The organism is Methylomonas fluvii (assembly GCF_014850975.1).
In the GTDB taxonomy this organism is placed as follows: Bacteria; Pseudomonadota; Gammaproteobacteria; order Methylococcales; family Methylomonadaceae; genus Methylomonas; species Methylomonas fluvii.
On record NZ_JACXST010000001.1, the window covers coordinates 1,616,333 to 1,642,952 of the forward strand.

21 protein-coding genes and 1 other RNA gene are annotated in these 26,620 nt (G+C 53.9%); 10 read left to right on the forward strand and 12 right to left on the reverse strand.

Going from position 1 to position 26,620, the window contains the following annotated elements:
- Nucleotide 1: 1 nt before the first annotated feature.
- Complete coding sequence (locus EBB_RS07745; protein ID WP_192393178.1) at nucleotides 2–529, reverse strand: UPF0149 family protein; 528 nt, start codon at nucleotides 527–529, stop codon at nucleotides 2–4.
- A gap of 102 nt (nucleotides 530–631) precedes the next feature.
- Between EBB_RS07745 and EBB_RS07750 the strand changes: the two genes are divergently transcribed.
- From EBB_RS07750 to EBB_RS07780, 7 genes are all read left to right on the forward strand, one after another.
- Nucleotides 632–859, forward strand: a complete 228-nt coding sequence (locus tag EBB_RS07750; RefSeq protein WP_192393179.1) for a TIGR02449 family protein — start codon at nucleotides 632–634, stop codon at nucleotides 857–859.
- Entirely contained in the window at nucleotides 856–1,155 is a 300-nt protein-coding gene (locus EBB_RS07755; protein WP_192393180.1) for a cell division protein ZapA, read from the forward strand. Before EBB_RS07750 ends, EBB_RS07755 begins: the two co-directional genes overlap by 4 nt.
- A gap of 22 nt (nucleotides 1,156–1,177) precedes the next feature.
- Nucleotides 1,178–1,357: non-coding RNA, 6S RNA (gene ssrS, locus EBB_RS07760), on the forward strand.
- Nucleotides 1,358–1,583: 226 nt separating this feature from the next.
- A complete protein-coding gene (locus tag EBB_RS07765) occupies nucleotides 1,584–3,482 on the forward strand; it encodes a GspE/PulE family protein (protein ID WP_192393181.1) in 1,899 nt (632 codons plus the stop codon).
- A gap of 22 nt (nucleotides 3,483–3,504) precedes the next feature.
- The gene (locus EBB_RS07770; protein WP_192393182.1) at nucleotides 3,505–4,341 is read left to right on the forward strand and encodes an HDOD domain-containing protein; all 837 of its coding nucleotides are present in this window, start codon (nucleotides 3,505–3,507) and stop codon (nucleotides 4,339–4,341) included.
- A gap of 162 nt (nucleotides 4,342–4,503) precedes the next feature.
- Nucleotides 4,504–6,033 (forward strand): hypothetical protein, encoded by a 1,530-nt coding sequence (locus EBB_RS07775; RefSeq protein ID WP_192393183.1) that lies wholly within the window; start codon nucleotides 4,504–4,506, stop codon nucleotides 6,031–6,033.
- Between the two features lie 447 nt (nucleotides 6,034–6,480).
- On the forward strand, nucleotides 6,481–7,422 hold the full coding sequence (locus EBB_RS07780; protein WP_192393184.1) for a DUF1152 domain-containing protein: 942 nt from the start codon (nucleotides 6,481–6,483) through the stop codon (nucleotides 7,420–7,422).
- A 317-nt stretch (nucleotides 7,423–7,739) separates the two neighbouring features.
- Here EBB_RS07780 and EBB_RS07785 read toward each other — a convergent pair whose 3' ends face one another.
- From EBB_RS07785 to nifH, 9 genes are all read right to left on the reverse strand, one after another.
- Nucleotides 7,740–8,702, reverse strand: coding sequence for a hypothetical protein (locus EBB_RS07785; protein WP_192393185.1), 963 nt, complete (start codon nucleotides 8,700–8,702; stop codon nucleotides 7,740–7,742).
- A complete protein-coding gene (locus tag EBB_RS07790; protein ID WP_192393186.1) occupies nucleotides 8,695–9,459 on the reverse strand; it encodes a 4Fe4S-binding leucine-rich repeat protein in 765 nt (254 codons plus the stop codon). Before EBB_RS07790 ends, EBB_RS07785 begins: the two co-directional genes overlap by 8 nt.
- 9 nt (nucleotides 9,460–9,468) lie before the next feature.
- On the reverse strand, nucleotides 9,469–9,735 hold the full coding sequence (locus EBB_RS07795; RefSeq protein ID WP_192393187.1) for a DUF6129 family protein: 267 nt from the start codon (nucleotides 9,733–9,735) through the stop codon (nucleotides 9,469–9,471).
- A gap of 2 nt (nucleotides 9,736–9,737) precedes the next feature.
- Nucleotides 9,738–10,433: a nitrogen fixation protein NifX gene (nifX, locus tag EBB_RS07800; protein ID WP_192393188.1), complete on the reverse strand. Its 696-nt coding sequence runs from the start codon at nucleotides 10,431–10,433 to the stop codon at nucleotides 9,738–9,740.
- 4 nt (nucleotides 10,434–10,437) lie between these two features.
- Nucleotides 10,438–10,638, reverse strand: coding sequence for a 4Fe-4S binding protein (locus EBB_RS07805; protein ID WP_020483289.1), 201 nt, complete (start codon nucleotides 10,636–10,638; stop codon nucleotides 10,438–10,440).
- A 4-nt stretch (nucleotides 10,639–10,642) separates the two neighbouring features.
- A complete protein-coding gene (gene nifT / locus EBB_RS07810) occupies nucleotides 10,643–10,864 on the reverse strand; it encodes a putative nitrogen fixation protein NifT (protein ID WP_020483288.1) in 222 nt (73 codons plus the stop codon).
- 113 nt (nucleotides 10,865–10,977) lie between these two features.
- On the reverse strand, nucleotides 10,978–12,561 hold the full coding sequence (gene nifK / locus EBB_RS07815; RefSeq protein WP_192393189.1) for a nitrogenase molybdenum-iron protein subunit beta: 1,584 nt from the start codon (nucleotides 12,559–12,561) through the stop codon (nucleotides 10,978–10,980).
- Nucleotides 12,562–12,709: 148 nt separating this feature from the next.
- Nucleotides 12,710–14,191 (reverse strand): nitrogenase molybdenum-iron protein alpha chain, encoded by a 1,482-nt coding sequence (gene nifD, locus EBB_RS07820; protein ID WP_033159061.1) that lies wholly within the window; start codon nucleotides 14,189–14,191, stop codon nucleotides 12,710–12,712.
- 104 nt (nucleotides 14,192–14,295) lie between these two features.
- The gene (gene nifH, locus EBB_RS07825; RefSeq protein ID WP_192393190.1) at nucleotides 14,296–15,180 is read right to left on the reverse strand and encodes a nitrogenase iron protein; all 885 of its coding nucleotides are present in this window, start codon (nucleotides 15,178–15,180) and stop codon (nucleotides 14,296–14,298) included.
- A gap of 411 nt (nucleotides 15,181–15,591) precedes the next feature.
- Between nifH and EBB_RS07830 the strand changes: the two genes are divergently transcribed.
- From EBB_RS07830 to EBB_RS07840, 3 genes are all read left to right on the forward strand, one after another.
- The gene (locus EBB_RS07830) at nucleotides 15,592–16,917 is read left to right on the forward strand and encodes a cyclic di-GMP phosphodiesterase (protein ID WP_192393191.1); all 1,326 of its coding nucleotides are present in this window, start codon (nucleotides 15,592–15,594) and stop codon (nucleotides 16,915–16,917) included.
- A 151-nt stretch (nucleotides 16,918–17,068) separates the two neighbouring features.
- Nucleotides 17,069–17,545, forward strand: a complete 477-nt coding sequence (locus EBB_RS07835) for a type IV pilin protein (RefSeq protein ID WP_192393192.1) — start codon at nucleotides 17,069–17,071, stop codon at nucleotides 17,543–17,545.
- Between the two features lie 14 nt (nucleotides 17,546–17,559).
- Complete coding sequence (locus EBB_RS07840) at nucleotides 17,560–20,439, forward strand: EAL domain-containing protein (protein ID WP_192393193.1); 2,880 nt, start codon at nucleotides 17,560–17,562, stop codon at nucleotides 20,437–20,439.
- Here EBB_RS07840 and EBB_RS07845 read toward each other — a convergent pair.
- Complete coding sequence (locus EBB_RS07845) at nucleotides 20,426–23,500, reverse strand: multidrug efflux RND transporter permease subunit (RefSeq protein WP_192393194.1); 3,075 nt, start codon at nucleotides 23,498–23,500, stop codon at nucleotides 20,426–20,428. The genes EBB_RS07840 and EBB_RS07845 overlap by 14 nt on opposite strands.
- Nucleotides 23,497–26,619, reverse strand: a complete 3,123-nt coding sequence (locus EBB_RS07850; RefSeq protein WP_192393195.1) for an MdtB/MuxB family multidrug efflux RND transporter permease subunit — start codon at nucleotides 26,617–26,619, stop codon at nucleotides 23,497–23,499. The genes EBB_RS07845 and EBB_RS07850 overlap by 4 nt, the downstream gene beginning before the upstream one ends.
- Nucleotide 26,620 lies beyond the last annotated feature (1 nt).

The following is a 26,620-nucleotide window of genomic DNA, read 5'->3' on the forward strand; positions in this document are numbered from 1 at the left end:
ATTAATGCGTTTGCGATGAGCCGAGTTCGGCAAATTGATCGCGGACGGTAAACACGGCGGCGCGCACATATTCGCGCAGTTCGATCAAGGCATTTTCGTCGTCTTCGTCGCCGACATCGGTGTCGATTTTGGTGAGCTCTATCATGTCGCGCATCACTTCGGCGGTATCGCCCGGCCAATCGGCGCCGGTTTGCGCGTAACCCACCCCAAATAAAAACCCTTGGCACCAGCAGCGTAAGGCTTCCACTTGTTCGTCGAGCGGATCGTCGTCGTCCGGCATTAGCAAATCGAAGGCGAAATCGTCGTTTTGATTTTCCAGTAATACCCGGGTTTTTTCGAACACGCCATGCAGCAGCGCCTTATCCTCGTCGATCAATTGTTGCTCGTCGTCGATGAGTTCCCGTAGCCAGTTTTCCGCATCGGCGCGGATTTCGACACAGAGCATGCCGGTGGCGATACCGTGCGCCTCGGCAGCGCCGATGTCGGCGTCTTGTTGCTCTAAAATTGTTTCAACCGAACGGTAGGTCATCTGGACTGTGTTTCCTATTAAAGCTGTTTAATAACATGGCTTATGCTAACATTCTTAGCCATCTACGATGATTATAACGTCATATCGGCCCATACTCCTGCTATGTCTCAAACAGAAAAAGATCCGTCAACCGAACTGGAAGCATTGGAAGCGAAATTGGATACGCTCATTGCGCAGTTCAATCAAGTTAAAAACGAGAATAAATCCTTGAAAGTTAAACAGGATGCCTTGGTTAAGGAAAAAGCCAAATTGCTGGAAAAAACGACGTTGGCTAAAACCCGAGTGGAAGCGATGATTGCCCGTTTGAAAGCCATGGAGCATGATTCGTGAGTAAAGCCGTACAGCCCGTTTCGCTGAATATCCTGGATAAGGAATACAAAATTGCTTGTGCCGCCGATGAAAAAGAGGGTTTGATTAACTCTGCCCGGGAACTTGACCGGCAGATGCGCAAGATCCGCGATACCGGCAAGGTCAGCAGCACTGACCGCATCGCTGTGCTGGCTGCCTTGAACTTGGCCCACGACTTGGTGGCATCCAATAAGACTGAAGCCAGCGGCAGTTTGGATATTTGCCAACGCTTGGCCGATTTGCGCAGCAAAATAGAAAACGTTTTGGAAAACCCGTGATTCCCCGGTAGACTATAAGTCCAATCTCCTGCGGCGTTCGAGCAGTACTGGGTGTTTCCTGAACCTGTTTTTACCCCGGAAACTTTTTGCCATTCATGGTGTGCATGCCTGTTTATTCAGGAAGCCTGATTGACTGGATTTGGTTTCCACTTGAACCTTCGGTTCAAGGACGAAAGTATCAGACGGCGCAGGCGGGAGATCTCTTGATTTTTTTGTCTCTGTTTCCCGCCCTCGTTCGAATTTCCCCCACGTGTTTGTTGTTAGTCTGCTGTTAACTGGCGCGCAGGGTGGCGTAAGGCCTGGCGACTATAATCGCGGCTTAAAATTCGGTGAGCTAGCGCTGTATAGACTATGATCCGTCCTCCAACACCTGTTGATAGCATGCCCCTTTCCTTTTCGCTCCGCTGGACAACGACGATTACGCGGCAATGAACATAAGCGACACCAACACTGGCGATTCCTGCAAAAGCTTCACAGAAAACTTCTTGGGCCTATTGGTTGGTCAGGGCCTGATCGATGCGGAAAAACTGAAATACGCCTTGCGGGTGCAAAGCAAACTGGAGTCGCCAAAGCCGATTTTGTTGGTGCTTTGCGATCTGGGTTATGTCACCCACAAGCAATTGGTCGAGTTGTTTCGTAACCACCCGGTCAAAGTCAAGTTAGGCCTGTTCCTGGTGGAGTTCGGGTTCATCACCAACACCGACCTGGACTTGGCGCTGGCCGAGCAACGGCAAAAAGCAGGGCGCAAACGCCTGGGCGAAATTCTGGTGGAACGCAATCTGATATCGGAAACGAAAATGCTCGAGGTTTTAGCGGACCTGATGGGGATTTCGGTTGTCGATTTAAGTACTGCCGTGATCGACCATTCGCTGATGACCAAGCCGATGTTGAAGTCTGCCAACAAGCATTGTTTTTTGCCTATCGAAAAACAAATGGACGGCGTATTGGTGGCTTTTGGTGATCCGCTGGATCAAAACGCCATCGAAATGGCCCGGCACGTCTTGGGCGCCGAGATCATTCCGGCGGTGGGGCGATATTCGCAGATCATGCGTTTTCTGCTCAATTACGAGCGCAATACCGGCGCCGAAAAAGCCGCCACCGGCGAGCAGTCGGCCGTCGCGGTTGCCAACCTGATCTTTGAAGACGCGATACGCCAGGGAGCCAGCGATATACATATCGAACCGCTGGAGCATAAGGTTCGGGTGCGGCAACGGATTGACGGCGTAATGGTGCACTACCGGGATTTTCCGGTCGAAATCGCCCAGGCCTTGATTAGCCGGATTAAAGTGATGGCCGGCGCCGATATTGCCGAAAAGCGCCGGCATCAAGACGGGCGGGTCATGTTCGAACAGGCCAGCAGCAATCGCGTGATCGATATGCGCGCTTCGTTTTTCAGTACCATCAACGGCGAAAAAATCGTGTTGCGGCTATTGAACCGCAAGACAGAATTGCTGGATATACACGAAGTGGGCATGGCGCCCTTGATGCTGGAACGCTTCATTCAAGATTCGCTCGATGTACCGACCGGCGTTGTGATTATCACCGGACCGACCGGTTCGGGTAAAACCACGACACTGTATAGTGCAGTGGATTACCTGAACGCACCGGAAGTCAGCATCGTTACCGCCGAAGACCCGGTTGAATACGTAATTGACGGCGTCGCGCAATGTTCGATCAATCCGAAGATCAATCTGACTTACGAAGAAACCCTGCGCCACATCGTGCGTCAGGATCCGGACATCATCGTACTCGGCGAAATTCGCGACAAGTTTTCCGCGGACACCGCGATCCAGGCGGCCCTGACCGGCCACAAAGTGTTGACCACATTTCACACCGAGGACAGCATCGGCGGCCTGTTGCGGCTGCTGAATATGGAAATCGAGGCTTTTCTGATTTCTTCGACCGTGGTTTCGGTAGTCGCTCAGCGCCTGTTGCGCAGAGTGTGCCGGCATTGTGCCGAACCGTCCAAGCCCGATCCGGCTTTGCTGCGTCGGTTGAATGTGACGCCGGATGATATTGTCGGCGCTCAATTTTTGTTGGGCAAGGGCTGTGAAAAGTGCCGTTTTACCGGATACTCCGGCCGGGTGTGCGTGTTCGAGCTATTGTCGATGAACGAATTGGTCAAAGATGCGATATTGCAGCGTAAAACCTCCTACGAAATCCGGCGGGTTAGCCTGGAGACGGCGGGCTTGGTTACCCTGCTCGAGGATGGTTTGGTGAAGGCCGCTGCCGGCACCACCTCACTACAGGAAGTGATCCGCAATCTGCCGCGTTTTGGAAAACCCCGCCCTTTATACGAACTGCGCCGCTTGTTGGGCAGTCGATGAACAAATAAAACAATCCAGTCCTATGAGTGAAAAAACGCTTTCCGAATTGATAGATGAGGCCATGACCTCGGGAGCCAGTGCCTTGCCGGTATTTCCGCGGGCGGTAACCGAGCTGCGTTTGGCGTTGCAAGACGAAAATCGCTCGCTGGACGCGATTGCCAAACAATTGGCGATGGACGCCAGTCTGGCTAGCCAGATTTTGCGCGTTGCCAACTCGTCGTTCTATGCCGGCTTGGGATCGATCAACACGGTCAAGGACGCCCTGGTCCGCTTGGGTTTGCCGCGCATTGTCCAGATTGCCACCTTGGTTACGCAGAAAGGCTTGTTTGCGGCAAAAGATGCCGCCACTCAGCAATACATGGTCAAACTTTGGCAGCATAGCGTCGCGGTAGCCTTGGGCGCCGAATGGCTGGCCAAGCGTTTGTCGTTCCAGACGATAGCGGAAGAAGCCTTCATGGCCGGCCTGTTTCACGACATTGGCGAACTGTTGCTGTTGCGCTGCCTCGAAGACCTGGCGGCCAAGGACCCCAATCTAAATTTACCCGCCGATTTGCAGCGCGAACTGATCCTCCGCCAGCACGAGAGCAAAGGCGCATGGTTGCTGCAAGAATGGAATTTACCGGAAACCTATCGTACGGTTGCCGCCAACCATCATCAGCCGGCCACCGAACATACCGGTACGGTGGAATTGTTGGTGCGCGTAGCCGACATGGTGGCCTACAAGCTAGGTATTGCGCCGCGTCCGCAGCCTGATTTGGTGATCTCCAGCAGCGAGGAAGCCGGTCGGCTCGGCCTGTCGGAGATCATGCTGGCGGAATTGGAAATTGCGCTGGAAGATTCGCTGGCCTTGTCTGCCTGAAGCGCCAATCCCGGCCATACACTTGCGATGCGGGGCAAACCGGTTGTTACCGATTCCAACCGGGGCAACCAATTGCCGTCGCTAAAACGCGAGGCTTTGCTTTAGAATGGACGTCAGCCGGCATGGCCGCTTTCCCAAACTTTGCATAATCACGTTGGAACAATGACCATCGAATTTCTGATCAATTTTCTGATTCTGTTGCTCGGCACTCTGGCCGCCGGGTTTTTGGCTTACCGCTCGTTTCAAAAGCGCCGGGTCCAACTCGGTGCGGAACCGACGCTGCCGCAGTACTTTATCCGGCGCAGCACATACTGGAGCGGGATTGTCCTTTACTGCTCGTTGATGGCTGGATTGTTTTTCTTGCTGACTTGGCAATGGCTGCCGCTGGAGCCGTTGGTAACGCTGATCGTTAGCCATTTACGCGCCGGTGAGCTGGTGAATCTGCTCTACGGTCTGGATGGTAACAAACTGTTCCCGCTAATTGCTGCCGGCATCATGCTGTTTTTCGTCGGTTGGGAAAGCCCATTTAATCCGTTGTTGATTTTACGGGACAGCATTCACGACGCCTTTGCGATTCCGACCAAAGCCGTCGAAGTGTATAACGCGCTGATCAAATCCCGGCTGTCGGCGGCGGACGACAAGATAAAAGCCCAAATCGCTGATCGCCTGTTGGTGCAAAGCATCGACGCCGGCGATTTCGATAAATCCGGCGCCACCGTCGAATACAAATGGGCGCATAACAGCCTGCTGTTCGATCAGATTCAACATTACGCCGACCAATCCTCGTATCGCCGGCTGTTCAGCGAACCCTCGTTGATGTGGGGCGAAATTTGCATTTCCTACAATGCGATGTCGGAAAAGGTGAATATTTGGAAGGAAGCCGAGCCGCATTACACCAAAACCGTCAACTTGCTGAAGGATTTGGACCGACTGACCGGATTGCTGTGCCGATTGCTGGCGGCGGCGGTGGTATTCGGCAGCCCCAGCGAAAACGACATGTGGGAGACGGTCAGAAAGCTCGGCGGCAATGTGCACGAAGCGCGCTTGAAGCACACCTATAAATACCTGCTGATATTCGCCGCGGCGACGGCGTTTGGCGTGATTTTGGGGCGGGAAGTGTCGGTGGCGCTGCACAATGTGTTTTTGTTCCCGGACAAACCGTTACCGCACTTCAGTTATACCACGCTGCGCTGGATAGCCTATTCGATTGCGATTTACGTGGTGCCCATTACACTGGTTTTTGCTTTGCGGAGCGTCGCCTTTCGCCATCAACAGGAACCTGTCGAGCAGAATTACGGCTTTTACATGGCGATCATGTTCGTCTGCTTTCTGGTTAGTACCACCATCTCGACGTTTATCCTGGAGTTAACCTTTTATCGCCGGGATGATTTTAATTTCCTGGACAGTTTCCTCGACCACGCCCGCTGGGGAATTATGCCGGCGCTGATTTGCGGTTTCGTCGCCTACCGGATGGACGCGCCGGCCAGCGAAGCCGAGGCCTTAAGCAAAACCATCCTCTCCGCTGTGTTGGGTTTTCTGGCTTGGGGCGGGATTGCGGTGATTTTCATGCTGTATGCGACGGACGATTTGGCGATTGAGAAGTTGAATTTGCGGTTTACTTTGGTGGGGACGGCGTTTTTTGTTACCGGGTTGCTGGGTGCGGCGGCTCGGTTTAAGACGGCTAGTGATTAGATTGGATTTGTCGGGTGGGCGCGGGATTGAAGTTTATGTGTCGCTGGCGCGACGGCTGGTTTTAATGTCGGGTCTCGGCCCGACAGCCGAGTAACTTTTCTTTGTTTGGCCAAAGAAAAGTCACCAAAAGAAACGCCACCCGGATGCCGCTTTGATCCTGCGCGCCGAAGCTTTTATCGAGGGTCGGCAGAAGGGGCTTCCCAGCCCCTCCGCCGACGTGCGGCATCCCTGCCGCACCCCTTCGGGCTATTCTCGATAAAAGCTTTGGTGCTCGGCGCGGCATACGGGAGAAACACCTCACCTGGAGATTGGAAATTGATTAGGAAATTTATGTGAGGGGTAGGGTACGCATCGCGTACCATCTTGAATTCATTGCTTGTTCAAAGCACAAAAAGGTACTACCTAACTTACTTTCCCTATAGTGGCTCACTAAGCCAAAGGTTTTACGTGAACATTCCATTTTTCGATGCGTTGGCAAATGGACAACGCTTTTTAATTGCTGGGGTTGGCGGAGGATTCGACATCGTCAGTGGCGTCCCCATTTACCTATATTTGCGTCGCCTTGGTAAGCAAGTCACGATGGCTAACCTCTCTTTTACAGAGTTTGGCTTAACAAACTGCGAAGAAATTAGCCCTGGCGCTTTTCTTGTCAATAAACAATCTGCCGACTTGCCGTATTTTCCAGAGAGATACATTTTGGAGTGGTTGTCGTCTCGGGGAGAAGAGTCGGCAATGTATGCGTTTTCGAATGAAATTGGCGTCTTACCGTTGAGAAGTGCATACGCCGAAATAGTTGAACGCCATCAAATCGATACGCTGGTATTGGTTGATGGCGGTACTGACAGTCTGATTTTTGGGGATGAGCCGGGGATAGGAACGGTTGTTGAAGACGCATGTTCAATGATTGCCGCTAGCGGCGTAGCCGTAAAACAAAGTTTGATGGCGATGGTCGGTTTTGGAATAGATCATTTCCACGATGTTAATCACCACGCTTGTCTTGAAAATATTGCGACTCTAATCAAGGACGATGGCTATTTGGGAGCTTTTTCTCTAACCAAGGATATGTATGAGGGCAGAGGGTTCCTGGAATTGGTTGATTACCTCAATCAAAATATGCGCGTTAGGCATTCTATTGTTACAAATTCGGTTGCTAGCGCGATAAAAGGTGAATTTGGGGATCATCAAGTGACGCCTCGAACCAGCGGTAGCGAACTATTCATAAATCCACTGATGGGTTTGTACTGGACTTTTTCCTTGCCTGCTGTCGTTCGGCGAATGGGGTTTGCTGCAAAAATTGAGAACACCACTGAAATGGACGAAGTTGCGAAATTGATCCGTTCTTTTCGGATTGGAAGTAGGCTAAGGGATCGCAAGCGTATTCCATTGTAAAAGCTAATGGCTCTCGCGCAAATCATGCATTGATATTCTGATCCCGAGAGGGCTTTACTCCCGTATGCCGCGCCGAGCACCGGAGCTTTTGAGCGGATCAGCCCGTAGGGGTGCGGCATGGATGCCGCACGTTGCCGAAGGGGCAGGAAGCCCCTTTCGGCAACCCCGTTCAAAAGCTTCGGAGCGCAGGAAACAAGCGGCATTCGGGTGGCATTTTCTTTGGATACTTTCTTTTGGCCACACAAAAGAAAGTATCTCGGCTGTCGGGCCGAGACCCGACATTAAAACAACCGTCGCGTTAGCGACACAGCACAAAATCAAACGTTATAAGGCGTAGAAATCCAATCCCGCAACACCGCCTCATCCCGCTCCGGCAAATAAGCAAAATCCCCGGAAATATCCTTATAAACCGCATCGGCGCTGTGGGTGGATACCAACTTGCCTTTGACCATGTAAAAAAACCAAGCAAACGGATAACCGGCTTGCCGGTCGAAGCGATTTAATACATTACTTAACGCACTGCCTTTCTTGCCGGCAAAGTCTTCCAGATGCGGCAGGTTGTTTTTGTGGGTGTTGACGATTTCCACGTTGACGATTTGTTCGCCGAAACGGCCGGTGTGCCGATAAGGGCGGATGATCCAGTCTTCGGACATGCTGTGTTTTTGGCCGGCGCTGCTGCGGTTCCAGTCTTCCATGAAGCGTTGTACCGGATGTTCGCCGGGATGGCGCTCGTTAATCACTTCCATGAACAGCTTGACATCGGTCTTGCGCCGGTAGGTGTATCTGGAATGTCCGAAGCCGAAGCTCTCGATGCAAAAAGGTTGCAGCGGGTCGATGAATTCTTCCAGATCGTCGGGCGGATTGTTTTCATCCACCAGCATTCGATCAGAGACTTCGTGAGTCTTGTCAATTTCGATCAAGGTAAAGTCTTCGGCTTTAGTGCCGGTCTGCACCACAAAATACAGGGTTTTACCGGTTTGCTTGGTGGCGATCAGTTTTTGCTCCAGCGTGTAATCGATCAGGGTTTGCAGGTTTTGCCCGCATTCCAGATAGGTGCGTTCCACCCATTCGATTAAATCGCTGGCGATGCGTTTGCCGTCCATATCCACCACGCCGCCCAGCCGGTACCATTCGTCGCCCGTCAAAGCCAGGCGGATAGGATGGTCTGGAATCAGCGCCTGGAGTTTGCTGAGCAGCAAATCGTCGGTTTGGCCGGGGATGATTTTTTTACAGCAATCGGTAATGTCTTGTCCGGCAAGATTGAGTCTTGATTCAGTCATGATCGGCTTCAGGTGTGGAGTTGGAATGTAAGCGTTGCTGCACCAGTTCGCGGACATCCGGTTCCGGATCGTCGGCTAGTCCGGCTAGTTGCGCGGGATCAACCTTTAGAGCCGCCGTGTAGCGCACGACCCAGTCGTCGTCGTTTAACAGCATGGCGGCGTCTTCCGGCGACATGCGTTCCGCGACGATGCGCCGTACATCCGGCGAACGGTCGTTGGCCATTAGCCCCAGGCTGACTTCCGGCAGCCTTTCGGCAACGCGTTTGCGTACTTGTAAGTCGTCGTCTTTGATGAAACGGAACAAGCGGCCCGGCGGCAGACGTTTGGCGACCATTAAGCGCACGATGTAGTCGGGGTCGTCGGCCAGCAATTCCAGGTGTTCCAGATCAATGCGGTCGGCGACCGTCATGCGTACTTCGCGGTCCGGGTCGTTGATCAGGGCGATTAATTGCTGGGTCGGCAGGCGGAAAGCTACGGCGCGGCGCACCACTTCGTCTTCGTCGGTGATGAGCGCCGACAAGGCTTTTAGCGGTGCGTAACGCACGGCGATGGCGCGGCGTTCCCAGAACGGATCTTGCAGATAATGCGCGGCATAGGCCGGATTAACCCGAAAGAAACGGTCGATTTGCCGACCGCTATTTATGAACACGCAGGTATCACCGGGCATGCACCGGCCCATCAGCAGGGTTTTCCCGCGGAATGGGCAGAGGCTGCAATCGGCGACGGGCAGAGTAACAGGGCTGTCTTGTTCCGCCATATTATCGCCTTATTCGGGGATAACTTCGGCGATCACAATGCCTGAGGCATTTTCGTAATTATCGGTAATGCGTAAGCAATGTTCGCGGCCATCGACCAGATACAGGTTAAAGCCCGTACCTTCCAATAACGGTTCATTGTTGGGCAGGTCGTCATCCATGCAATAGGTGAAATGGACGCCGGGGTATTCGCCGCGTAGTCCACTGACGACGGTTTCGTTCAAGGCTTGGCCGTTAATTTTCTCGGCTATGGTTTGCAGTTGCTCTGGACTAATCATCGCTAGGATTCCTGTTTGAAACAAACGCGTTGCACGGGCTGGATGCCCATCGATTTAGCCAGCCACGGTGGCGGAGCATGCGCTAAAACGATTTGCAGCTGCTTGATAATTTGAGTGATGGCTTCGCCCTGATCGGCTTTGACCGGATGAATGCCGTATTTGATAATTTTCGCCGCCGCCGGACCGCCGATAGAGGCAATATACAGCACTCGGCAATCGGCTATCAGTTCCGCGCGATACACATTCTTGTCGTCATGCTGCCGTTGCGCGTCGCTATCGATGCTGCGCACATCGATGAGGCGGGCGTCGTCCGCGGCAATCTGATAAATCAAAAACTGTCGGCACGAGCCAAAATGACCGCTGATGTGCTGCGGATCGTCGCTGCCGATGGCAATTCGGATCGAGCTGGCGGATGCAATTGTCTGGCAGGGATCGGCTATCGGCGGCGCTGCTTCCTCGCTGTTTTGCAGGATGCGCAACGATTCACGGATACTGTCGGCGTCGGCCACAATGCCGAAATTGTTTAAAGCTTGTTGGAACTGGGCTTTGCCGAGTTCGGCCAGGCTTTTGTCGTTTAAAGCCGTGCCGGTACAGGCACGTAGCACGGAGATAAACAGTTTGGGAGGGGTATCGGGCAGGGCGCGAGCCGCAAGCCCGATGCGCAGTGCCAGTTCCCGGGTTAAGGTAGACTGGCTCATGGCGTCAAGCCACTAAAGGCAGAATGCAGTTGTCGATTGGGCAAACCTTGACGCATTGCGGTTCGTCGTAATCGCCATTGCATTCCGTGCAGGTTTTTTTGTTGATTTCAAAAACAATCGCCCCTTCCTTGATGGAGTCGGTAGGGCATACCGGCAGGCAATCGCCGCAGGAGATGCATTCTTCGGCAACAATATACAGAGACATGGCTTTATTCCTCCGATAACCGTTTAGCTTGCAAGGTTGTAGGGATTTTAGGCGGAGGCGACAGTGGATCAAAGTAATATTTCGATCCGTCACCCAAAACCACTTCACCGCCCCATTTATCGGCGCTGTCGAATTCTAAGGATTCGATGGTTTCTTCCAGGTCTTTTTTGGCGATGTAGAACAGCAATTTGCCGTCTTCGCGTTTCCTGAGCATGACGCTAGGCATTGGGTTTCTCCAGACAAGTGTAGGTCGGGTTAAGCCTGCGCTGTAACCCGACGCGATTTGGTTTGACTAGCTTAAGAAAGCGGTGGGCGCCGCCGTCGGTGCCCACCCTACGATTAACGAATCAAATCGTAGTTGTAGTCAGTGGTTCCCATACCTTTGGTTTCTTTGTCCAACTGCTCCAACAAGGCATTAACGATGGTGGTCAGCATGTACATGCCGCCTTCGTAGCCCAATGTGGTCATACGGTGCAAGTGGTGACGATCGAAGATGGGGAAGCCGATGCGGATCAACGGTACTTCGAACTCTTCGCCTTTGTAGAAGGTGTCGCGTTGGATAAATTTGCCGTAGGAGTTGCCGATCATGAAGTCCGGTTTGTTGGTGAACATCAATGAACGGAAGTGCCACAAATCCTTACCGATATGTACCGTCGCTTCCTGGCCGTAAGGAGAGGCTTTCAACACTTCTTCAACCGCTTTTTTGTAACGTTTGTTCGCGTGGTTGACTAACACGTCTGTTACCTCGGCGCCCATTTCCAGCAGGAATTTGGTCATACCCAAAGCAAAGTCTGCGTCGCCGTACAGGGCAAATTTTTTGCCGTGTAACCAAGCGTGTGAGTCAGTCATCATGTCCACATAACGACCGCGTTCCACTTCCAGTGATTTTGGAATCGGTTTGCCGGTCAGTTCGGAGATTTTCATTAGGAACTGGTCGGTCCATTCCAAGCCCATTGGGATGTTCAGCTTAGGTGCGTCATGTTTCCAACTGTTTTCCAAGAATTTTTTGGTTTTTTCCAATTGCCAAGGTTGCAACAGAATGGTCGTAATCGCATTCGGCGCGTCTTTGACTTCGTCGATGGTGGTGCCACCGGCATACATGTTGAAGTGGCCGTCAGCTGGCGTATCCAACACTTCGGTAGGATCGCTCAACAAAGTGTGCTCAACACCCATTTCGTTCAGCATCCGGTGAATCACGCGGAAGTTGCCCAAATAAGTTTCAAAGCCAGGGACTAAGTTGATTTTGTTGTTACTGCCAACTTCGTATTTACCGTCAGGCATCACACCTTTCTCAAGGGTGAAGTAGCGGGCAATACCTTCGAACATGTTATCCCAACCCGTGGTATGGCTACCAACGAAGCTAGGGGTGTGCGCAAATGGCACAGGGTAGTCTTGATCGACGTGGCCTTCTTTTTTCGCGTTGTTGATGAACGCGTTCAAGTCGTCGCCGATCACTTCCGCCATACAAGTGGTTGATACTGCGATCATGGTGGGTTTGTACAGGGCTTTCGCGTTTTCCAAACCGGCAAACATATTTTTCTGACCGCCGAATACCGCCGCGTCTTCAGTCATAGAGTCAGATACGCAAGAGATAGGCTCTTTGAAATGACGGTTGAAGTAAGTCCGGAAGTAAGCCACGCAGCCTTGTGAACCGTGCACGTAAGGCATGGTTTTTTCGAAACCCAGTGCGCAAAGTACCGCGCCCAGAGGTTGGCAAGCTTTGGCAGGGTTAACCGTGATCGCTTCACGTTGGAAGTTTAGATCTTGGTATTCCTGGGTAGTTGTCCATTGGAACACTTCATCAATCGTGTCTTGCGGATGACGTTCTTCGTACTGTTCACGTTTGTTGGCCAAGCTTTCCTTGTACTCGTCATTTCTGAATAAAGGATAACTGGGTTCTATTTTATCGACATTTTGGCTCATGATAATCTCCTAACGCGCCACTAATCTGTGGTCCGGCGTTGATTGGATTTTGCCGGGAATCAAATCCCGACCGACATTTTGGCACCTAGTAAGGTGGACACAGGCCCACCCTTCCGGGAATTAAGGTGGGTAATACCCACCTTACGGATTACGCAACCGCTTTGACGGGTTCGCTCTCGGTCGCCTCGGTTTTCCAAGGGGCTTTGAAGCTTTTCCAGCAAGGATTGTTAATGGTCATGTCCATATCGCGGGCGAAAATGGCGAAACCGTCGTAGCCGTGATAAGGGCCTGAGTAATCCCAGGAGTGCATTTGGCGGAAAGGCACACCCATTTTTTGGAAAATGTATTTTTCTTTGATGCCGGAGCCGACTAAGTCAGGTTGGACTTTTTTCACGAACTCTTCGAATTCGTAGCCGGTGACGTCGTCATACAACAAGGTCGCGTTGCCCATTTCCTTGATGGTACGGTCGTAGTCGTCGTTGTGACCGAACTCGTAACCGGTACCCACCACTTCCATGCCCAAATCTTCATAGGCACCGATAACGTGGCGAGGACGCAGACCGCCGATGTACAACATCACGCGTTTGCCTTCCAGGCGTGGTTTGTATTTAGCAATGACTGCATCGTATTCGGCTTTGTAGCGTTCGATCACGCGCTCAGCACCTTCTTTGATGGTGTCATCGAAGTGAGCAGCGATTCTGCGCAAAGACTCGGCGATTTTGGTCGGGCCAAAGAAGTTGTACTCGATCCAAGGGATGTTGTACTTTTCTTCCATGTGGCGGGCGATGTAGTTCATCGAACGGTAGCAGTGAATCAGGTTCAGTTTCACTTTTGGGGTTTTTTCGATCTCGGCAATGGTACCGTCGCCAGACCATTGAGCCACAACGCGCAGACCCATTTCTTCCAACAGGGTACGTGAAGCCCAAGCGTCACCACCAATGTTGTAGTCGCCGATCACGGCTACGTCGTATGGTGTGGTTGGGAAGCTTTCGTCGCCATCGCGATTTTCCAAAACCCAGTCGCGGATCGCGTCGTTAGCGATATGGTGACCCAGTGATTGTGAAACCCCACGGAAACCTTCGCAACGTACCGGAACGATAGTTTTGTTGTACTCTTTGTTTTTAACTTTTGAAACCGCTTCGATGTCGTCACCGATCAAACCGATTGGGCACTCAGATTGAATGGAGATGCCTTTGTTGAGCGGGAACAAGGTTTCGATTTCGTCGATACATTTGGCCAGTTTTTTGTCACCGCCGAATACGATGTCTTTCTCGGTAAAGTCCGAGGTAAAGTTCATGGTACCGAAGGTGTTGACGCCTGTTGTACCTACATAATAGTTACGGCGACCGGCGCGGGAATATTGTCCACAGCCAACCGGACCGTGTGAAATATGGATCATGTCCTTAATAGGACCCCAAACCACCCCTTTGGAACCGGCATATGCGCAACCACGAATGGTCATGACGCCGGGCAGGGATTTACGGTTGGACGTGATACATTTATTTGATTTTTCCAAGCTTTGATCGTTGATGGCCAAATGTTTGGCGCGATCAGCTTTGGCTTTTTCGGGATAGACTTCCAGCACTTCTTGAATAAGCGCTTCGGTCTCTTCTCTTGTCATGGCTGCCATGATGAAATCCTCCTGGTAGTCGTGGGTAATCCCCCACAGACCTGTTAGGAACAATGCGAAAGCAGGTTGAGCTGGCTTAAGAGCCAACCCAACCTACATACTGATTAAGCGGTGGCTTCTGCGGCTGCGGTTACACCAACAACGCTTTCGTCAACTTCTTCCATAACGCCGAATTCCATCAGCAGGTCTTCCAATTCGTCCATCGTGATGGGAGTTGGGATGACCAGGTTGGTGTTAACGATGATTTTGTTGGCCAAGTCGCGGTACTCTTGCGCTTGTTTGGCTTGTGGTTCGTACTCGATCACAGTCATACGGCGGATTTCCGCACGTTGTACAACGTTGTCGCGTGGTACGAAATGGATCATGTGTGTGCCCATTTTTCTGGCCAATTCCATGATCAGTTCGTCTTCGCGAGCGGTTTGACGTGAATTGCAGATCAAACCGGCTAAACGTACGCCGCCTGAGTTAGCGTATTTCACGATACCTTTAGCGATGTTGTTGGCAGCATACATAGCCATCATTTCGCCTGAGCAAACGATATAAATTTCTTGCGCTTTGTTTTCACGAATGGGCATCGCGAAACCGCCGCACACAACGTCACCCAATACATCGTAGAATACGAAGTCGAGGTCGTCGGTGTAAGCACCTTCTTCTTCCAAGAAGTTGATCGCGGTGATAACACCACGGCCGGCGCAACCTACGCCTGGCTCTGGACCGCCTGACTCAACGCATTTAATGTCGCGGTAACCCACTTTCAATACGTCTTCCAGTTCCAAGTCTTCTACGCTGCCGGCGTCGGCTGCCATTTGCATGATGGAGTTTTGCGCTTTCGCATGCAGAATCAAACGAGTAGAATCGGCTTTAGGGTCGCAACCGACGATCATTACTTTTTTGCCAAGCTCTGCCAAGCCAGCAACCAGATTTTGCGTGGTGGTAGATTTACCGATACCACCTTTACCGTAAATAGCACATTGACGTAATTTCGCCATGATCTTCTCCTCTTGAGTAGGTGTTGTTAATAACAACCTGATAATTGCAATGGCCGTGCCAAAGTTTTTTTGTTTTTTAAGTCTTTGAAAATAAAGGTTAAAAAATAATATTTCTAGTTTTTTCGATGGTCGGATTAGCAACATTCTTTGTAAGGCCTGTTATCTAACCAACATAAATCGCGGGGTTTTTATATGGAGGCGGAGGGTTGGTGCGTATTCGTCTCGGATTTTGGTCCCGGTGCTTTAGCGATCACACTCTATAATTGATGCCAATCTTGGGCGCCAGGCATAAGCAGGCGTGTATCCGGTTTTATCACGGGACGTGTATGTGGCGGGTTGCAGCCACATTTTTTACCTGGGAACGGTTACCCATGTGGTATTTCTCATATTAAATAGTGATATTGTCTTTGTATGTTCTTTAAGAATTGGTGGCCTTTCCGTCGCAAGCTGAAAAATCAGGCGAAGAAGGATGATTCCTTCGATGTCAATCAGCGCATCTACACGCCGGTTAGCCAGTTGACCGTCGGCATGTATGTCATCGAATTGGACCGGCCTTGGTTGGAGAGTCCGTTCTTATTTCAAGGATTTGAACTGGAAACCGAAGCGGATATCCGCGCGGTAAAAGATGTCTGCCAGTACGTTTACATCGACGCCACCCGCAAAAGAAAACGCCCGGTCCAGGCTAAAACCACTCAAGACAGTTTGTTAAGCGAAAGCAATATTGATTTTGGTGCGCCGCCGCCGCCAAAGCTAAGCGTTTTCGAGAAAGAGTTTGCTCGTGCCGAACATGTTCATAAAGAAGTGGAGCAGTTGGTATCTAACTTTATGGAGCGCATCGCCAATGGCGAAGGCATAGACACCAAGGCCGCCAAAGAAGCGGTCGCGCAATGCGTCAACAGTATTTTGCATTCGCCGGATGCTTTTTTGTGGCTGAACCAGCTCAAGAACAAAGACAAATACACCGCCCAACATAGCTTGAATGTTTGCGCCTTAGCAATTGTGTTGGGACGATACCTGAATTTTTCCGTAGCCAACCTCAACAATGTCGGTTTGTGCGGGATGATGCACGACATGGGTAAAATGCTGGTGCCTTTGGATATTCTGAATAAACCCGGCAAGCTGGAACCCGAGGAGCTGGCGATTATGCGCTCGCATGCCGCTCTGGGCTACGAACTGCTCAAGTCCAGCGATCAAATGTATCCAGGGGCGATAGACACGGCCTATTCTCACCACGAAACCCTGGACGGCAAAGGCTATCCCCGGCGCATTGGCGAAAGAGGAATTTCGCTGTTTACCAGAATCGTCACCATCGTGGATATGTACGATGCCATCACCAGCGACCGGGTGTATCAGAAAGGCCGGACGCATCTGGAAGCGACCAATATCCTGGCCAATATGGCCGGCTCTCAGCTGGACGAGCGTTTGGTGATCAAATTTATAGAATGTTTGGGCGTTTATCCGCCCGGCAGTATCGTCATGATGACCAATGGTTACATTGCGATTGTGGTGGAAGTGAATGAATTGCAGAAGCTGCGCCCCAAAGTCATCATGTTGCTCGATGCTCAGAAACAGCGGATTCCGGAAACAATCGTCAATCTAGCGGATATGTTGCTGGACGAACACGGTAAGGTGTTGACTATCAAAGGCATTGTCAAAGCCCAGGATTACAACATAGACATCAAAAAATATTATCAACAAGGCGTTTTGCAAAAGGGATTTGCGAATGAAAAACGCTAGGCTACCGTAGGAATCCCGACGTTTAGAGCAACTCTGCTAAAATAAGCAACCTGGCGATGGTCACGAAAGGGATTGTTTGTGGGTTTATCGTCCGTATTCTTTTGCCAAGCCTAGCCAAGGCTATAAATTTTCTTGAGGCGTCTTGGATTAAATGTACAGAAAAAATAGGGTAGTACACGGATTTACGCTGATGGAGATGCTGTTGGCGGTCGCTATTATGGCGGTGTTGACGGCCATTGCGATACCTGCCTACAACGGTTATATCGATAAGACTAAGAACGATCTTGCCATTAGCTACCTGATAGGCATCCAAATGGAAATCGAACGGTATTACACCCGCGAATTTCGCTACCCGAATGCACTTAGCGACATCACCTCCGTTCTTCCAAACAACGGTAAGGACCCTTGGGGTAGAGACTATGTCTATCTCAATATCATTGAAGGCGGTCCGGGTACCCACGGCGATGTACGCAAAGATGGCGCGCTTAACCCGATCAATACCAAATACGATTTGTACAGCCTGGGTAAAAATGGTGTCACAAAAAAGCAGATTAGTCTGAAGGACAGTCTGGACGACATTATCCTGGCCCGCGACGGCGGTTTCGTCGGTCTGGCCGCTGATTTCTGAGTAAACCATCGGCGATGGGTAACAGACTATCTTTTAGCGGTAGTAAAGTTGCCCGCCGCATTCTGTTTTCTTTCGTGCTGGCCGCGCTGATTCCTATTGTCATTCTGGGTGTACTTTCCTTTCAACAGGTGAAGCAGCAGCTGCAAGAGCAGACTGCCAAGGCATTACAGAGAGGTTGTAAGGATTACGCCTACGGACTGGTCAGTCGTTTGCTGTTTGCCGAAAGCTCTCTGCGACTGGCGGCCTTGAAAATTCATAAATCCAGCAATAGTGATAAGCCGGTCGCGCTGGCCGGCGAACAATGGCTGCAAGGCCAATTCACCGGGTTGGCGGTGCTGCGGGCCGATGGCCAACCCTCCACATTATCCCGAGACAACACGGCAATACCGACGCTGACGCCAGAAGAGCTAGCGCAGATTGTGATCGGGAAAACGTTGATTAAACCGGTGAGTGGTCAGCGGCTTGAAGACAATCGTTTGTGGATGGCCATCAATCTAGTCGAAAACTCACCGAAAGCCGGCATCCTGATGGCCGAATTGAAACCCGACTTGTTATGGAATTCCGAAACTATCGATCCCAACAATCTGCTATGGGTGATGGCTGCCGACTCGATACAGATATTGTTCGCGCTGGAGCAAGATTTCGATCCGTCTCCGGAGCTTAGGGCGCAAGTCGCACAAGCCAATAGCGGCCGCTTCTCGTGGCAAAGGGACGGCGAAGCCTACCTCGGTGCGTATTGGAAGCTGCCGGTCGCTACGCTATTTTTCGGTCCGGACCTAATCATCGTGCAAAGCCAGCCTGAATCGCTGGCGTTTGCGGCAATCAAGCAATTCAGCGCGATTTACCCGCCCGTGATTCTGCTGGCCGCGCTGATTGTCGTGTATTTGAGCAGCAGGTTGATTGCTAATTATTTAACGCCGCTCGAACGCTTAAAAATCGGCACCCAACGGGTTGCCGACGGCAATCTGGAATGTCGAGTAGATATTCATAGCCACGACGAATTTGAAGAGTTGGCGGATTCGTTCAACGAAATGACGCGCCGCCTGCGCAGCCAGTTCGATATTCTCGCCACGATGGCGGAAATCGACCGTCATATTCTCTCCGCCTTAAATGCCGAAGATATTATCGACACCGCGCTGAATCGCTTGCCCAGCATATTGTTTTCCGATTTGATTTCCATCGCCGCCGTCAATCCCGATACCGGTATCGCCGACGAGATTCGGGTTCGGCGCAGCGGGCACGATACCGAAACATTAGCCGAACCGGTGATTCTGAACCAACAGGATGTGGCGGATTTGCGCGCCATGCAAAATGGCGTGCTGGAGATTGCTAACGACGACGAGCAGATGTCCGAGTATTTGCAGGTACTCGGCGTGTCCGGCGCATGGCGCTATTTGCTAGTTCCCGTTCATGTCAGCGGCGCACTGGCTTCGCTTATTTGCTTGGGTTATCAAGCGCCGAAACAGATTCCACCGGAATCGCGCAACGCGGCCATCAACTTCGGCGACCGCATCGCCGTCGCGCTGTCCAATGCCGCCTGGGAAGAGAAGCTATACCAACATGCACATTACGACTCCCTGACCGGTTTGCCCAATCGCTTGGTACTGCATGACAGGCTGGGGCAGGAAATCGCGCGAGCCCGGCGCGATGACGCGCAGCTGGCGGTATTTTTTATGGACTTGGATCGCTTCAAAAACGTCAACGATTCCCTGGGGCACTCGGCCGGCGACGAATTGCTGCGGCAAGCGGCGCGGATTTTTCTCAATTGCGTTAGAGCGACCGATCTGGTTGTCAGACTGGGCGGTGACGAGTTTGTCATCGTGATCGGTGAATTGCATACTCAGCATAACCCGGCGGCCTTCGTCAGCGCGGTTGCCGAGAAAGTTCTGGCCGCGCTGAAGCAACCCGTGACGGTGGCCGGACTGCCCATGACCGTGACGACCAGTGTCGGGATTGCTCTGTTTCCCGACGATGCCGACAACGTGCCGGATTTGTTAAAGAATGCCGATGCCGCCATGTACCATGCCAAGAGCGAAGGGCGCGCCAATTTCCGGTTTTATTCGCCGGAGCTGAATGCGGCGGCATTGGAAAATATCAAGCTGGAGCAAGAACTGCGCGGTGCGATTGGCAGAAATGAACTGCTGGTGTTCTACCAACCCAAGGTGGATTGGGATGGCCGCATTGTCGGCGCCGAAGCGCTGATCCGCTGGCGACACACCGAGCTGGGCATGATTTCGCCGGCCAAATTCATCTCGTTGGCCGAGCAGACGAGTTTGATTGTGGAGATCAGCGATTGGGTGTTGGAGCAAACCTGTTTATGGGTGAACGCTTGCCATGCCCAAGGACTGGGGCCCTTGCGGATTTCTGTTAATCTTTCCGCCGTCGATTTTAAGCATCCGGAATTAGTCGAGAAAATCGCGGCGGTGTTGAGCAAAACCGGCACAGACCCAAAATTCATCGAACTGGAACTCACCGAGTCGGTGGCTATCGGCAACATCAAGACCTGCATCGAACGCATGCACCATTTGAAAGCACTAGGACTAACCCTGTCTATGGACGATTTCGGGACCGGTTTCTCCTCACTGTCCTATCTAAAAGAATTGCCGCTGGATGTGCTAAAGATCGATCAATCGTTTGTCCGGCAGCTGGAAAACGATGACAGTAGCGCGGCCATTGTCCGGGCGATTCTGGCGCTTGCCGACGGCTTGGGTATGGAGACCATCGCCGAGGGCGTCGAAACCGCAGCGCAACTTGAACTATTGAAACAACATCACTGCGGCTTATTTCAAGGCTACTTATTCAGTCGCCCCGTGCCTACCGACGAATTTTTAAGCTTGTTGCAGGCCGACGCTGCCAAACGTGGCGCAGAATTGCCGGCTGTTAGTTCGAACTAAACCAGCGGCGGCCCCAGGCACTGACACCATCCAGATATAGATACACCACCGGCGTGGTGTACAAGGTCAGCAATTGACTGAAAATCAAACCGCCGACGATGGAAATCCCCAACGGTTGGCGCAGTTCCGCGCCGTAACCCGAACCCAAAGCCAACGGTAGCGCGCCCAGCATCGCCGCCAGTGTGGTCATCATGATCGGCCGGAAGCGCAATAAACAGGCCTGGAAGATGGCTTCCTCGGCGCTCAGTCCGCGGTGGCGTTCGGCGTCCAAGGCAAAATCGATCATCATGATCGCGTTCTTCTTCACAATGCCGATCAGCAAAATGACCCCGATCAAGGCGATGATGCTGAACTCGGTATCGCAGGCCAGCAAGGCCAGCAAAGCGCCGACTCCGGCTGAGGGCAGGGTGGACAAGATCGTCAGTGGGTGGATATAGCTTTCGTAGAGCATGCCGAGCACGATGTAGATGCTCAACAGCGCCGCCGCGATTAACCAGGGTTGGTTGCGCAGCGATTCCTGAAAAGCTTTGGCCGAGCCCTGAAAACTGCCGCGCACCGCCGCCGGCGTGCCGAGATCGCGCAGGGTTTGTTCGATGAATTGGGTGGCGGTGGACAGCGATGTGCCGGGCATCAGGTTAAACGACACGGTGGCGGCGGCAAACTGGCCTTGATGGTTGACGGTCAGCGGCGCGTTGCTGGTCTGGAAACTGGCCAGCGTCGCCAGCGGAATTTGGGTGCCGGTGTTGTTGCTGACGTAAAGCTGTTGCAAGGTGCGCGGGTTTTGCCAGTATTCCGGCGCCAGTTCCAGCACCACCCGGTATTGATTCAGCGGCTTGTAAATCACCGACACCTGGCGTTGCCCAAAGGCGTTGTTCAAGGCGGTATCGATAGCCGCCTGACTGACGCCCAGGCTGGCGGCTTTGTCTCTATCCACCACCAGCGATATTTGCCGGCCCTTGTCTTGCTGATTGGTGTTGACGTCGGTCAGCTCCGGCCGCTTGCGCAGCGCCGCGACGATCTTGGGGGTCCATTCGCGCAGCAGGTTCAAGTCTTCGGATTGCAAGGCAAATTCGTACATGGCCGCCGAGCCGCGACCGCCGATGCGTAAATCCTGCACCGGCTGCAAGAACAGGCTGGCGCCGGGTTCGTCGGCCAGTTTTTCCCGCATGCGCCGGCTGATTTCAGCCATCGGCGCGTCACGCTGTTCGGGTGGTTTCAGCACCGCAAACATCAGGCCGGCATTAGTGTTTTGCATGCCGCCGGCGAAGCCGACCACCGCAGTCACGGCCGAGTCTTGCCGCAAAATATCGACAAAATCGTGCAGCTTGGTCTGCATGGCTTGAAAGGAAATGCTTTGATCGGCCTGGATGGCGCCGCTGAGCCGGCCGTTGTCCTGCACCGGGAAAAACCCTTTCGGCACGATGATATACAGGTAAACATTCAAGCCGATGCAAGCCAGCAGCACCGTCAACATCAGTTTGGGATGGTGCAGCGCCCAACTCAAACTGCGGCGATAGCCGTTTTGCAAGCGCTGGAACTGCGCTTCCAACCAAGCCGACAGCTTGCCGGGGGTATGATTTTCCTCCGGTTCCAGCCAGCGGGCGCAGAGCATCGGCGTCACTGTCAAGGACACCACCAGCGACACCAGTACCGCCGCCGATAAAGTCACGGCAAATTCTCGAAACAGCCGGCCGACGATGCCGCCCATCAATAATATTGGCGTGAAGACGGCGATCAGGGACAAACTCATCGCCAGCACGGTAAACCCCACTTCGCCGGCACCACGTAAAGCGGCCTGGAACGGCGGCACGCCGTTTTCGATATGCCGGCTGGTGTTTTCCAAGACCACGATGGCGTCATCCACGACAAAGCCGGTAGCGATGGTCAAAGCCATCAACGACAGATTGTCCAGGCTGTAATCGCATAAATACATCACCGCGCAGGCGCCGATCAGCGATACCGGCACCGCGACCACCGGGATCAGCGTGGAGCGCAGCCGGCGCAGAAATAGCAATACCACCAGGATTACCAACACCACCGCGATCAACAAACTGCGTTCCACTTCATCGACCGAGGCGCGGATGGTTTGCGAACGGTCCGAGACAATCGACAATTCCATGGCCGCCGGCGTCAGCGCGCGCAATTGCGGCAGCATGGCTTTGACGTGTTCGACCGTGTCGATGATATTGGCGCCGGGTTGTTTATTGATGATCAACAACACCGCCGGCTGGCCATTCTTCAGGCCGGTACTGCGCAAATCTTCCACCGAATCCACCGCCGTCCCCAGATCGGCGATGCGCACCGGCGCACCGTTGCGGTAAGCGACGATCAAGGGCAGGTAATCGGCGGCGTGTTCGGCCTGGTCGTTGGCGTGAATTTGCCAATGCCGCTCGCCAGTTTCCAGCGCGCCTTTGGGGCGATTGGCGTTACTGGCGTTGATGGCTTGGGCGACTTGATCCAGGCCGATGCCGTATTGTGCTAACGCGCCGGGATTCAGTTCCACCCGTACTGCCGGCAGCGAGCTGCCGCCGACATTGACCTGGCCGATGCCGGGCAACTGGCTGATTTTTTGCGCCAATATCGTCGAGGCTGTGTCGTACATTTGACCGCGGCTGAGCGTGGTGGAGGTGAGCGCCAGAATCAGAATCGGCGAATCGGCCGGATTGACTTTACGGTAATTGGGCCGGTTGGGCAGATTGCTGGGCAGCAGGCTGCTGGCGGCATTGATCGCGGCTTGCACGTCGCGGGCCGCGCCGTCGATGTCGCGATTTAAATCGAATTGCAAGGTGATCCGGGTCGAGCCCAGGGAACTGGCCGAAGTCATTTCGCTGATGCCGGCAATGCGGCCCAGCGCCCGTTCCAGCGGCGTGGCGACCGTGGCCGCCATAGTTTCCGGACTGGCTCCCGGCAGGTTGGCGGATACCGAAATGGTCGGAAAATCCACTTGCGGCAAGGGCGCGACCGGCAGTTGCAGGAAGGCGATGATGCCGGCCAGTGCCACACCGAGCGTCAGCAGCGTGGTAGCAACCGGGCGGTAGATGAACAGTGCCGAGATATTCACGGCTGGCGGTCGCCGCTGTCGGCTAAAGGCGATTCGGCCGCGCCGCTTAGTCGGCGGGCCAGCCGGTCCAAGCTCAAGTAAATCACCGGCGTGGTGTACAGCGTCAGCAATTGGCTGAGCAACAAACCGCCGACCATGCTGATGCCCAAAGGATGACGCAATTCCGAGCCAACGCCGCTGCCCAGCATCAAGGGCAGGGTGCCCAGCAAAGCGGCCAGCGTTGTCATCAGAATCGGCCTAAAGCGCAGCAGGCAGGCCTGGAAAATCGCTTCGCGCGGCGGCAGGCCTTGCTTGCGCTCGGCTTCCAGCGCAAAGTCTATCATCATGATCGCGTTCTTTTTGACGATGCCGATCAGCAGCACGATGCCGATCACCGCGATGATGCCCAAATCGTTGCCGGACAACTGCAAGGCCAGCAGCGCGCCGACCCCGGCCGAGGGCAGCGTGGACAGAATGGTGATGGGATGAATATAGCTCTCGTACAGCACGCCCAGCACGATATACACCGTGACGATGGCGGCCAGGATCAGCCACAGCGTGCCGCTGAGCGAGGCGTTAAACGCCAGTGCCGCGCCCTGATAATCGCTTTGTACCGCTAACGGTAAACCAATGTCCTGCTTTGCCTGTTCGATAGCTTGAATGGCGTCGCCCAATGCGGCGCCCGAGGGCAGGTTGAAGGAAATGGTCGCGGACGGAAACTGATCCAGATGGTTGATAGCCAGCGCGGTCTGCCGTTCGGAAATGCTGGCCAGGGCCGACAGCGGCACCTGGCTGCCATTGCTGGAAGGAATCCGCAGCTCTTGCAAGCCTTCCGGGCCGCTCTGCTGCTTGGGGTCTACTTCCAACACCACCCGGTACTGATTGGACTGGGTAAAAATGGTCGAGACCAAGCGCTGGCCGTAGGCGTTGTATAAAGCGTTATCGATGTCGGCGGTGCTCACCCCAAGCCGGCTGGCGCTGGCGCGGTCGATTTCGATATAGGCTTGCAGGCCTTGGTCCTGCACGTCGCTGGCGGCATCGGCGATACCGGGCAGGGCGCGCATGCGCTCGACCAGGCGTTGGGTCCAGCGGTTTAACTCTGTTAGATCCACGGTCTGCAAGGTAAATTGGAACTGGGTGCGGCTGACCCGGTTTTCCAAAGTCATGTCTTGCACCGGTTGCAGATAGACCGATATACCCGGCACGTCGGCCAGGCGCGGACGCAGACGTTCGATTACAGCCGTGGCGCTGTCGCGTTGGGCTTGCGGTTGCAGGTTGATTAAAAAGCGGCCGCTGTTCAGGGTCGGATTACTGCCGTCCACGCCAATAAACGACGACAGGCTGGCCACGGCCGGATCGGCCAGGATCTGTTGAGCCATGGCTTGCTGGCGTTCGGCCATCGCCGCGAAGGAAATGCTGGGCGGCGCCTCGGTAATGCCTTGAATCAGGCCGGTGTCCTGGATGGGGAACAGGCCTTTGGGCATGGCCGCGTATAACAACACGGTCAACGCCAGCGTGGCGATAGCGACCAGCAGCGTCAGGCCTTGGCGCTTTAGGACCCATTCCAGGCTGCGGCCGTAAGCAGCGATGACTTTGTCGAGGAAGCCCACGTGTGAGTCATGGCCGGCTGCGCTGGCCCGTAGCAGCCTCGCGCACATCATCGGCGTCAAGGTCAGCGACACCACCGCCGAGATCAGAATCGCCACCGCCAAGGTGATGGCAAATTCGCGAAACAGTCGGCCCACCACGTCGCCCATGAACAGCAGCGGAATCAGCACCGCCACCAGCGAGATGGTCAAGGAGATGATGGTAAAGCCGATTTGCTCCGAGCCTTTCAGGGCCGCCTGCAAGGGCGACTCGCCGCGTTCGCGGTAGCGGGAGATGTTTTCGATGACGACGATGGCGTCGTCCACCACAAAGCCGCTGGCGATGGTCAGAGCCATCAAGGTCAGATTGTTGATGCTGAAGCCGGCCAGGTGCATCACCGCAAAAGTACCCACCAACGACAGCGGTACCGCGACTGCCGGGATCACGGTTGCCGCCAGGTTGCGCAGAAAAAGAAAAATCACCATTACCACCAGCGCCACGGCCAGCAGTAACTCGAACTGCACATCGTGCACCGAGGCGCGGATGGTGACGGTGCGGTCGGTTAAAGGCAGCACTTCGACCGCGGCCGGCAAGGTCGCCCGCAGTTGCGGCAGCAACTTGTTGATGCGATCCACCACTTCAATGACATTGGCGCCGGGTTGGCGTTGGATATTGACGATGACGGCGGCTTTGTCGTTGGCCCAGGCTGCCAGTTTGACGTTTTCGGCGGCGTCGACCGCGTCGGCGACTGCGGATAGCCGCACCGGCGCGCCGTTGCGATAGGCCACCACCAAGTCGCGGTACTCAGCGGCCGAGCGTAGTTGATCGTTATTGTCGATGATGGCCGAGCGTTGCGGGCCGTCGAACATGCCTTTGGGTTGGTTGACATTGGCGGCGGCGATGGCGGCGCGCAGGTCTTCCAGACTCAGGCCGTAGGCGGCCAGTGCTTGGTGGTTGGCTTGTATCCTGACCGCCGGCCGTTGGCCGCCGCTGATGCTGACCAGACCGACGCCGGGCAATTGGGCGATTTTCTGCGCCAGACGGGTATCGACCAAGTCCTGGACTTTAGGCAAGGCCAGGCTGGATGACGTGACCGCCAAGGTCAAAATCGGCGTGTCGGCCGGGTTGACCTTGTTGTAAATCGGCGGCAGCGGCAGGTCTTTGGGCAGGAAATTGTTGGCGGCGTTGATGGCGGCTTGCACGGTTTGTTCGGCAATGTCCAGATCCAATGCCAGATCGAATTGCAGTGTCACCACGGACGCGCCGCCGGAGCTGGTCGAAGACATCTGTCGCAGACCGGGCATCTGCCCGAACTGGCGCTCCAGCGGCGCGGTAATCGCCGAGGTCGTCACTTCCGGGCTGGCGCCGGGATAGAGCGTCGTGACCTGAATCGTCGGGTAATCGACTTGCGGCAGCGCCGAGATCGGCAATAAGCGGTAAGTCAAAATGCCGGCCAGCAGCAGGGCCAGCATCAGCAAGGAGGTGGCGACCGGTCGCAGGATAAAGTGTCGCGACGGGTTGAAACCGGGAAGCGGGTTTTGCGCGGCGGCCATG

Bases quoted from the DNA above. Each gene is read 5' to 3' on its own strand.
- EBB_RS07745 (WP_192393178.1), bottom strand. From the start codon at position 529: ATGACCTACCGTTCGGTTGAAACAATTTTAGAGCAACAAGACGCCGAC.
- EBB_RS07750 (WP_192393179.1), top strand. From the start codon at position 632: ATGTCTCAAACAGAAAAAGATCCGTCAACCGAACTGGAAGCATTGGAA.
- EBB_RS07765 (WP_192393181.1), top strand. From the start codon at position 1,584: ATGAACATAAGCGACACCAACACTGGCGATTCCTGCAAAAGCTTCACA.
- EBB_RS07770 (WP_192393182.1), top strand. From the start codon at position 3,505: ATGAGTGAAAAAACGCTTTCCGAATTGATAGATGAGGCCATGACCTCG.
- EBB_RS07775 (WP_192393183.1), top strand. From the start codon at position 4,504: ATGACCATCGAATTTCTGATCAATTTTCTGATTCTGTTGCTCGGCACT.
- EBB_RS07785 (WP_192393185.1), bottom strand. From the start codon at position 8,702: ATGACTGAATCAAGACTCAATCTTGCCGGACAAGACATTACCGATTGC.
- EBB_RS07790 (WP_192393186.1), bottom strand. From the start codon at position 9,459: ATGGCGGAACAAGACAGCCCTGTTACTCTGCCCGTCGCCGATTGCAGC.
- EBB_RS07795 (WP_192393187.1), bottom strand. From the start codon at position 9,735: ATGATTAGTCCAGAGCAACTGCAAACCATAGCCGAGAAAATTAACGGC.
- nifX (WP_192393188.1), bottom strand. From the start codon at position 10,433: ATGAGCCAGTCTACCTTAACCCGGGAACTGGCACTGCGCATCGGGCTT.
- EBB_RS07805 (WP_020483289.1), bottom strand. From the start codon at position 10,638: ATGTCTCTGTATATTGTTGCCGAAGAATGCATCTCCTGCGGCGATTGC.
- nifT (WP_020483288.1), bottom strand. From the start codon at position 10,864: ATGCCTAGCGTCATGCTCAGGAAACGCGAAGACGGCAAATTGCTGTTC.
- nifK (WP_192393189.1), bottom strand. From the start codon at position 12,561: ATGAGCCAAAATGTCGATAAAATAGAACCCAGTTATCCTTTATTCAGA.
- nifD (WP_033159061.1), bottom strand. From the start codon at position 14,191: ATGGCAGCCATGACAAGAGAAGAGACCGAAGCGCTTATTCAAGAAGTG.
- nifH (WP_192393190.1), bottom strand. From the start codon at position 15,180: ATGGCGAAATTACGTCAATGTGCTATTTACGGTAAAGGTGGTATCGGT.
- EBB_RS07830 (WP_192393191.1), top strand. From the start codon at position 15,592: ATGTTCTTTAAGAATTGGTGGCCTTTCCGTCGCAAGCTGAAAAATCAG.
- EBB_RS07835 (WP_192393192.1), top strand. From the start codon at position 17,069: ATGTACAGAAAAAATAGGGTAGTACACGGATTTACGCTGATGGAGATG.
- EBB_RS07840 (WP_192393193.1), top strand. From the start codon at position 17,560: ATGGGTAACAGACTATCTTTTAGCGGTAGTAAAGTTGCCCGCCGCATT.
- EBB_RS07850 (WP_192393195.1), bottom strand. From the start codon at position 26,619: ATGGCCGCCGCGCAAAACCCGCTTCCCGGTTTCAACCCGTCGCGACAC.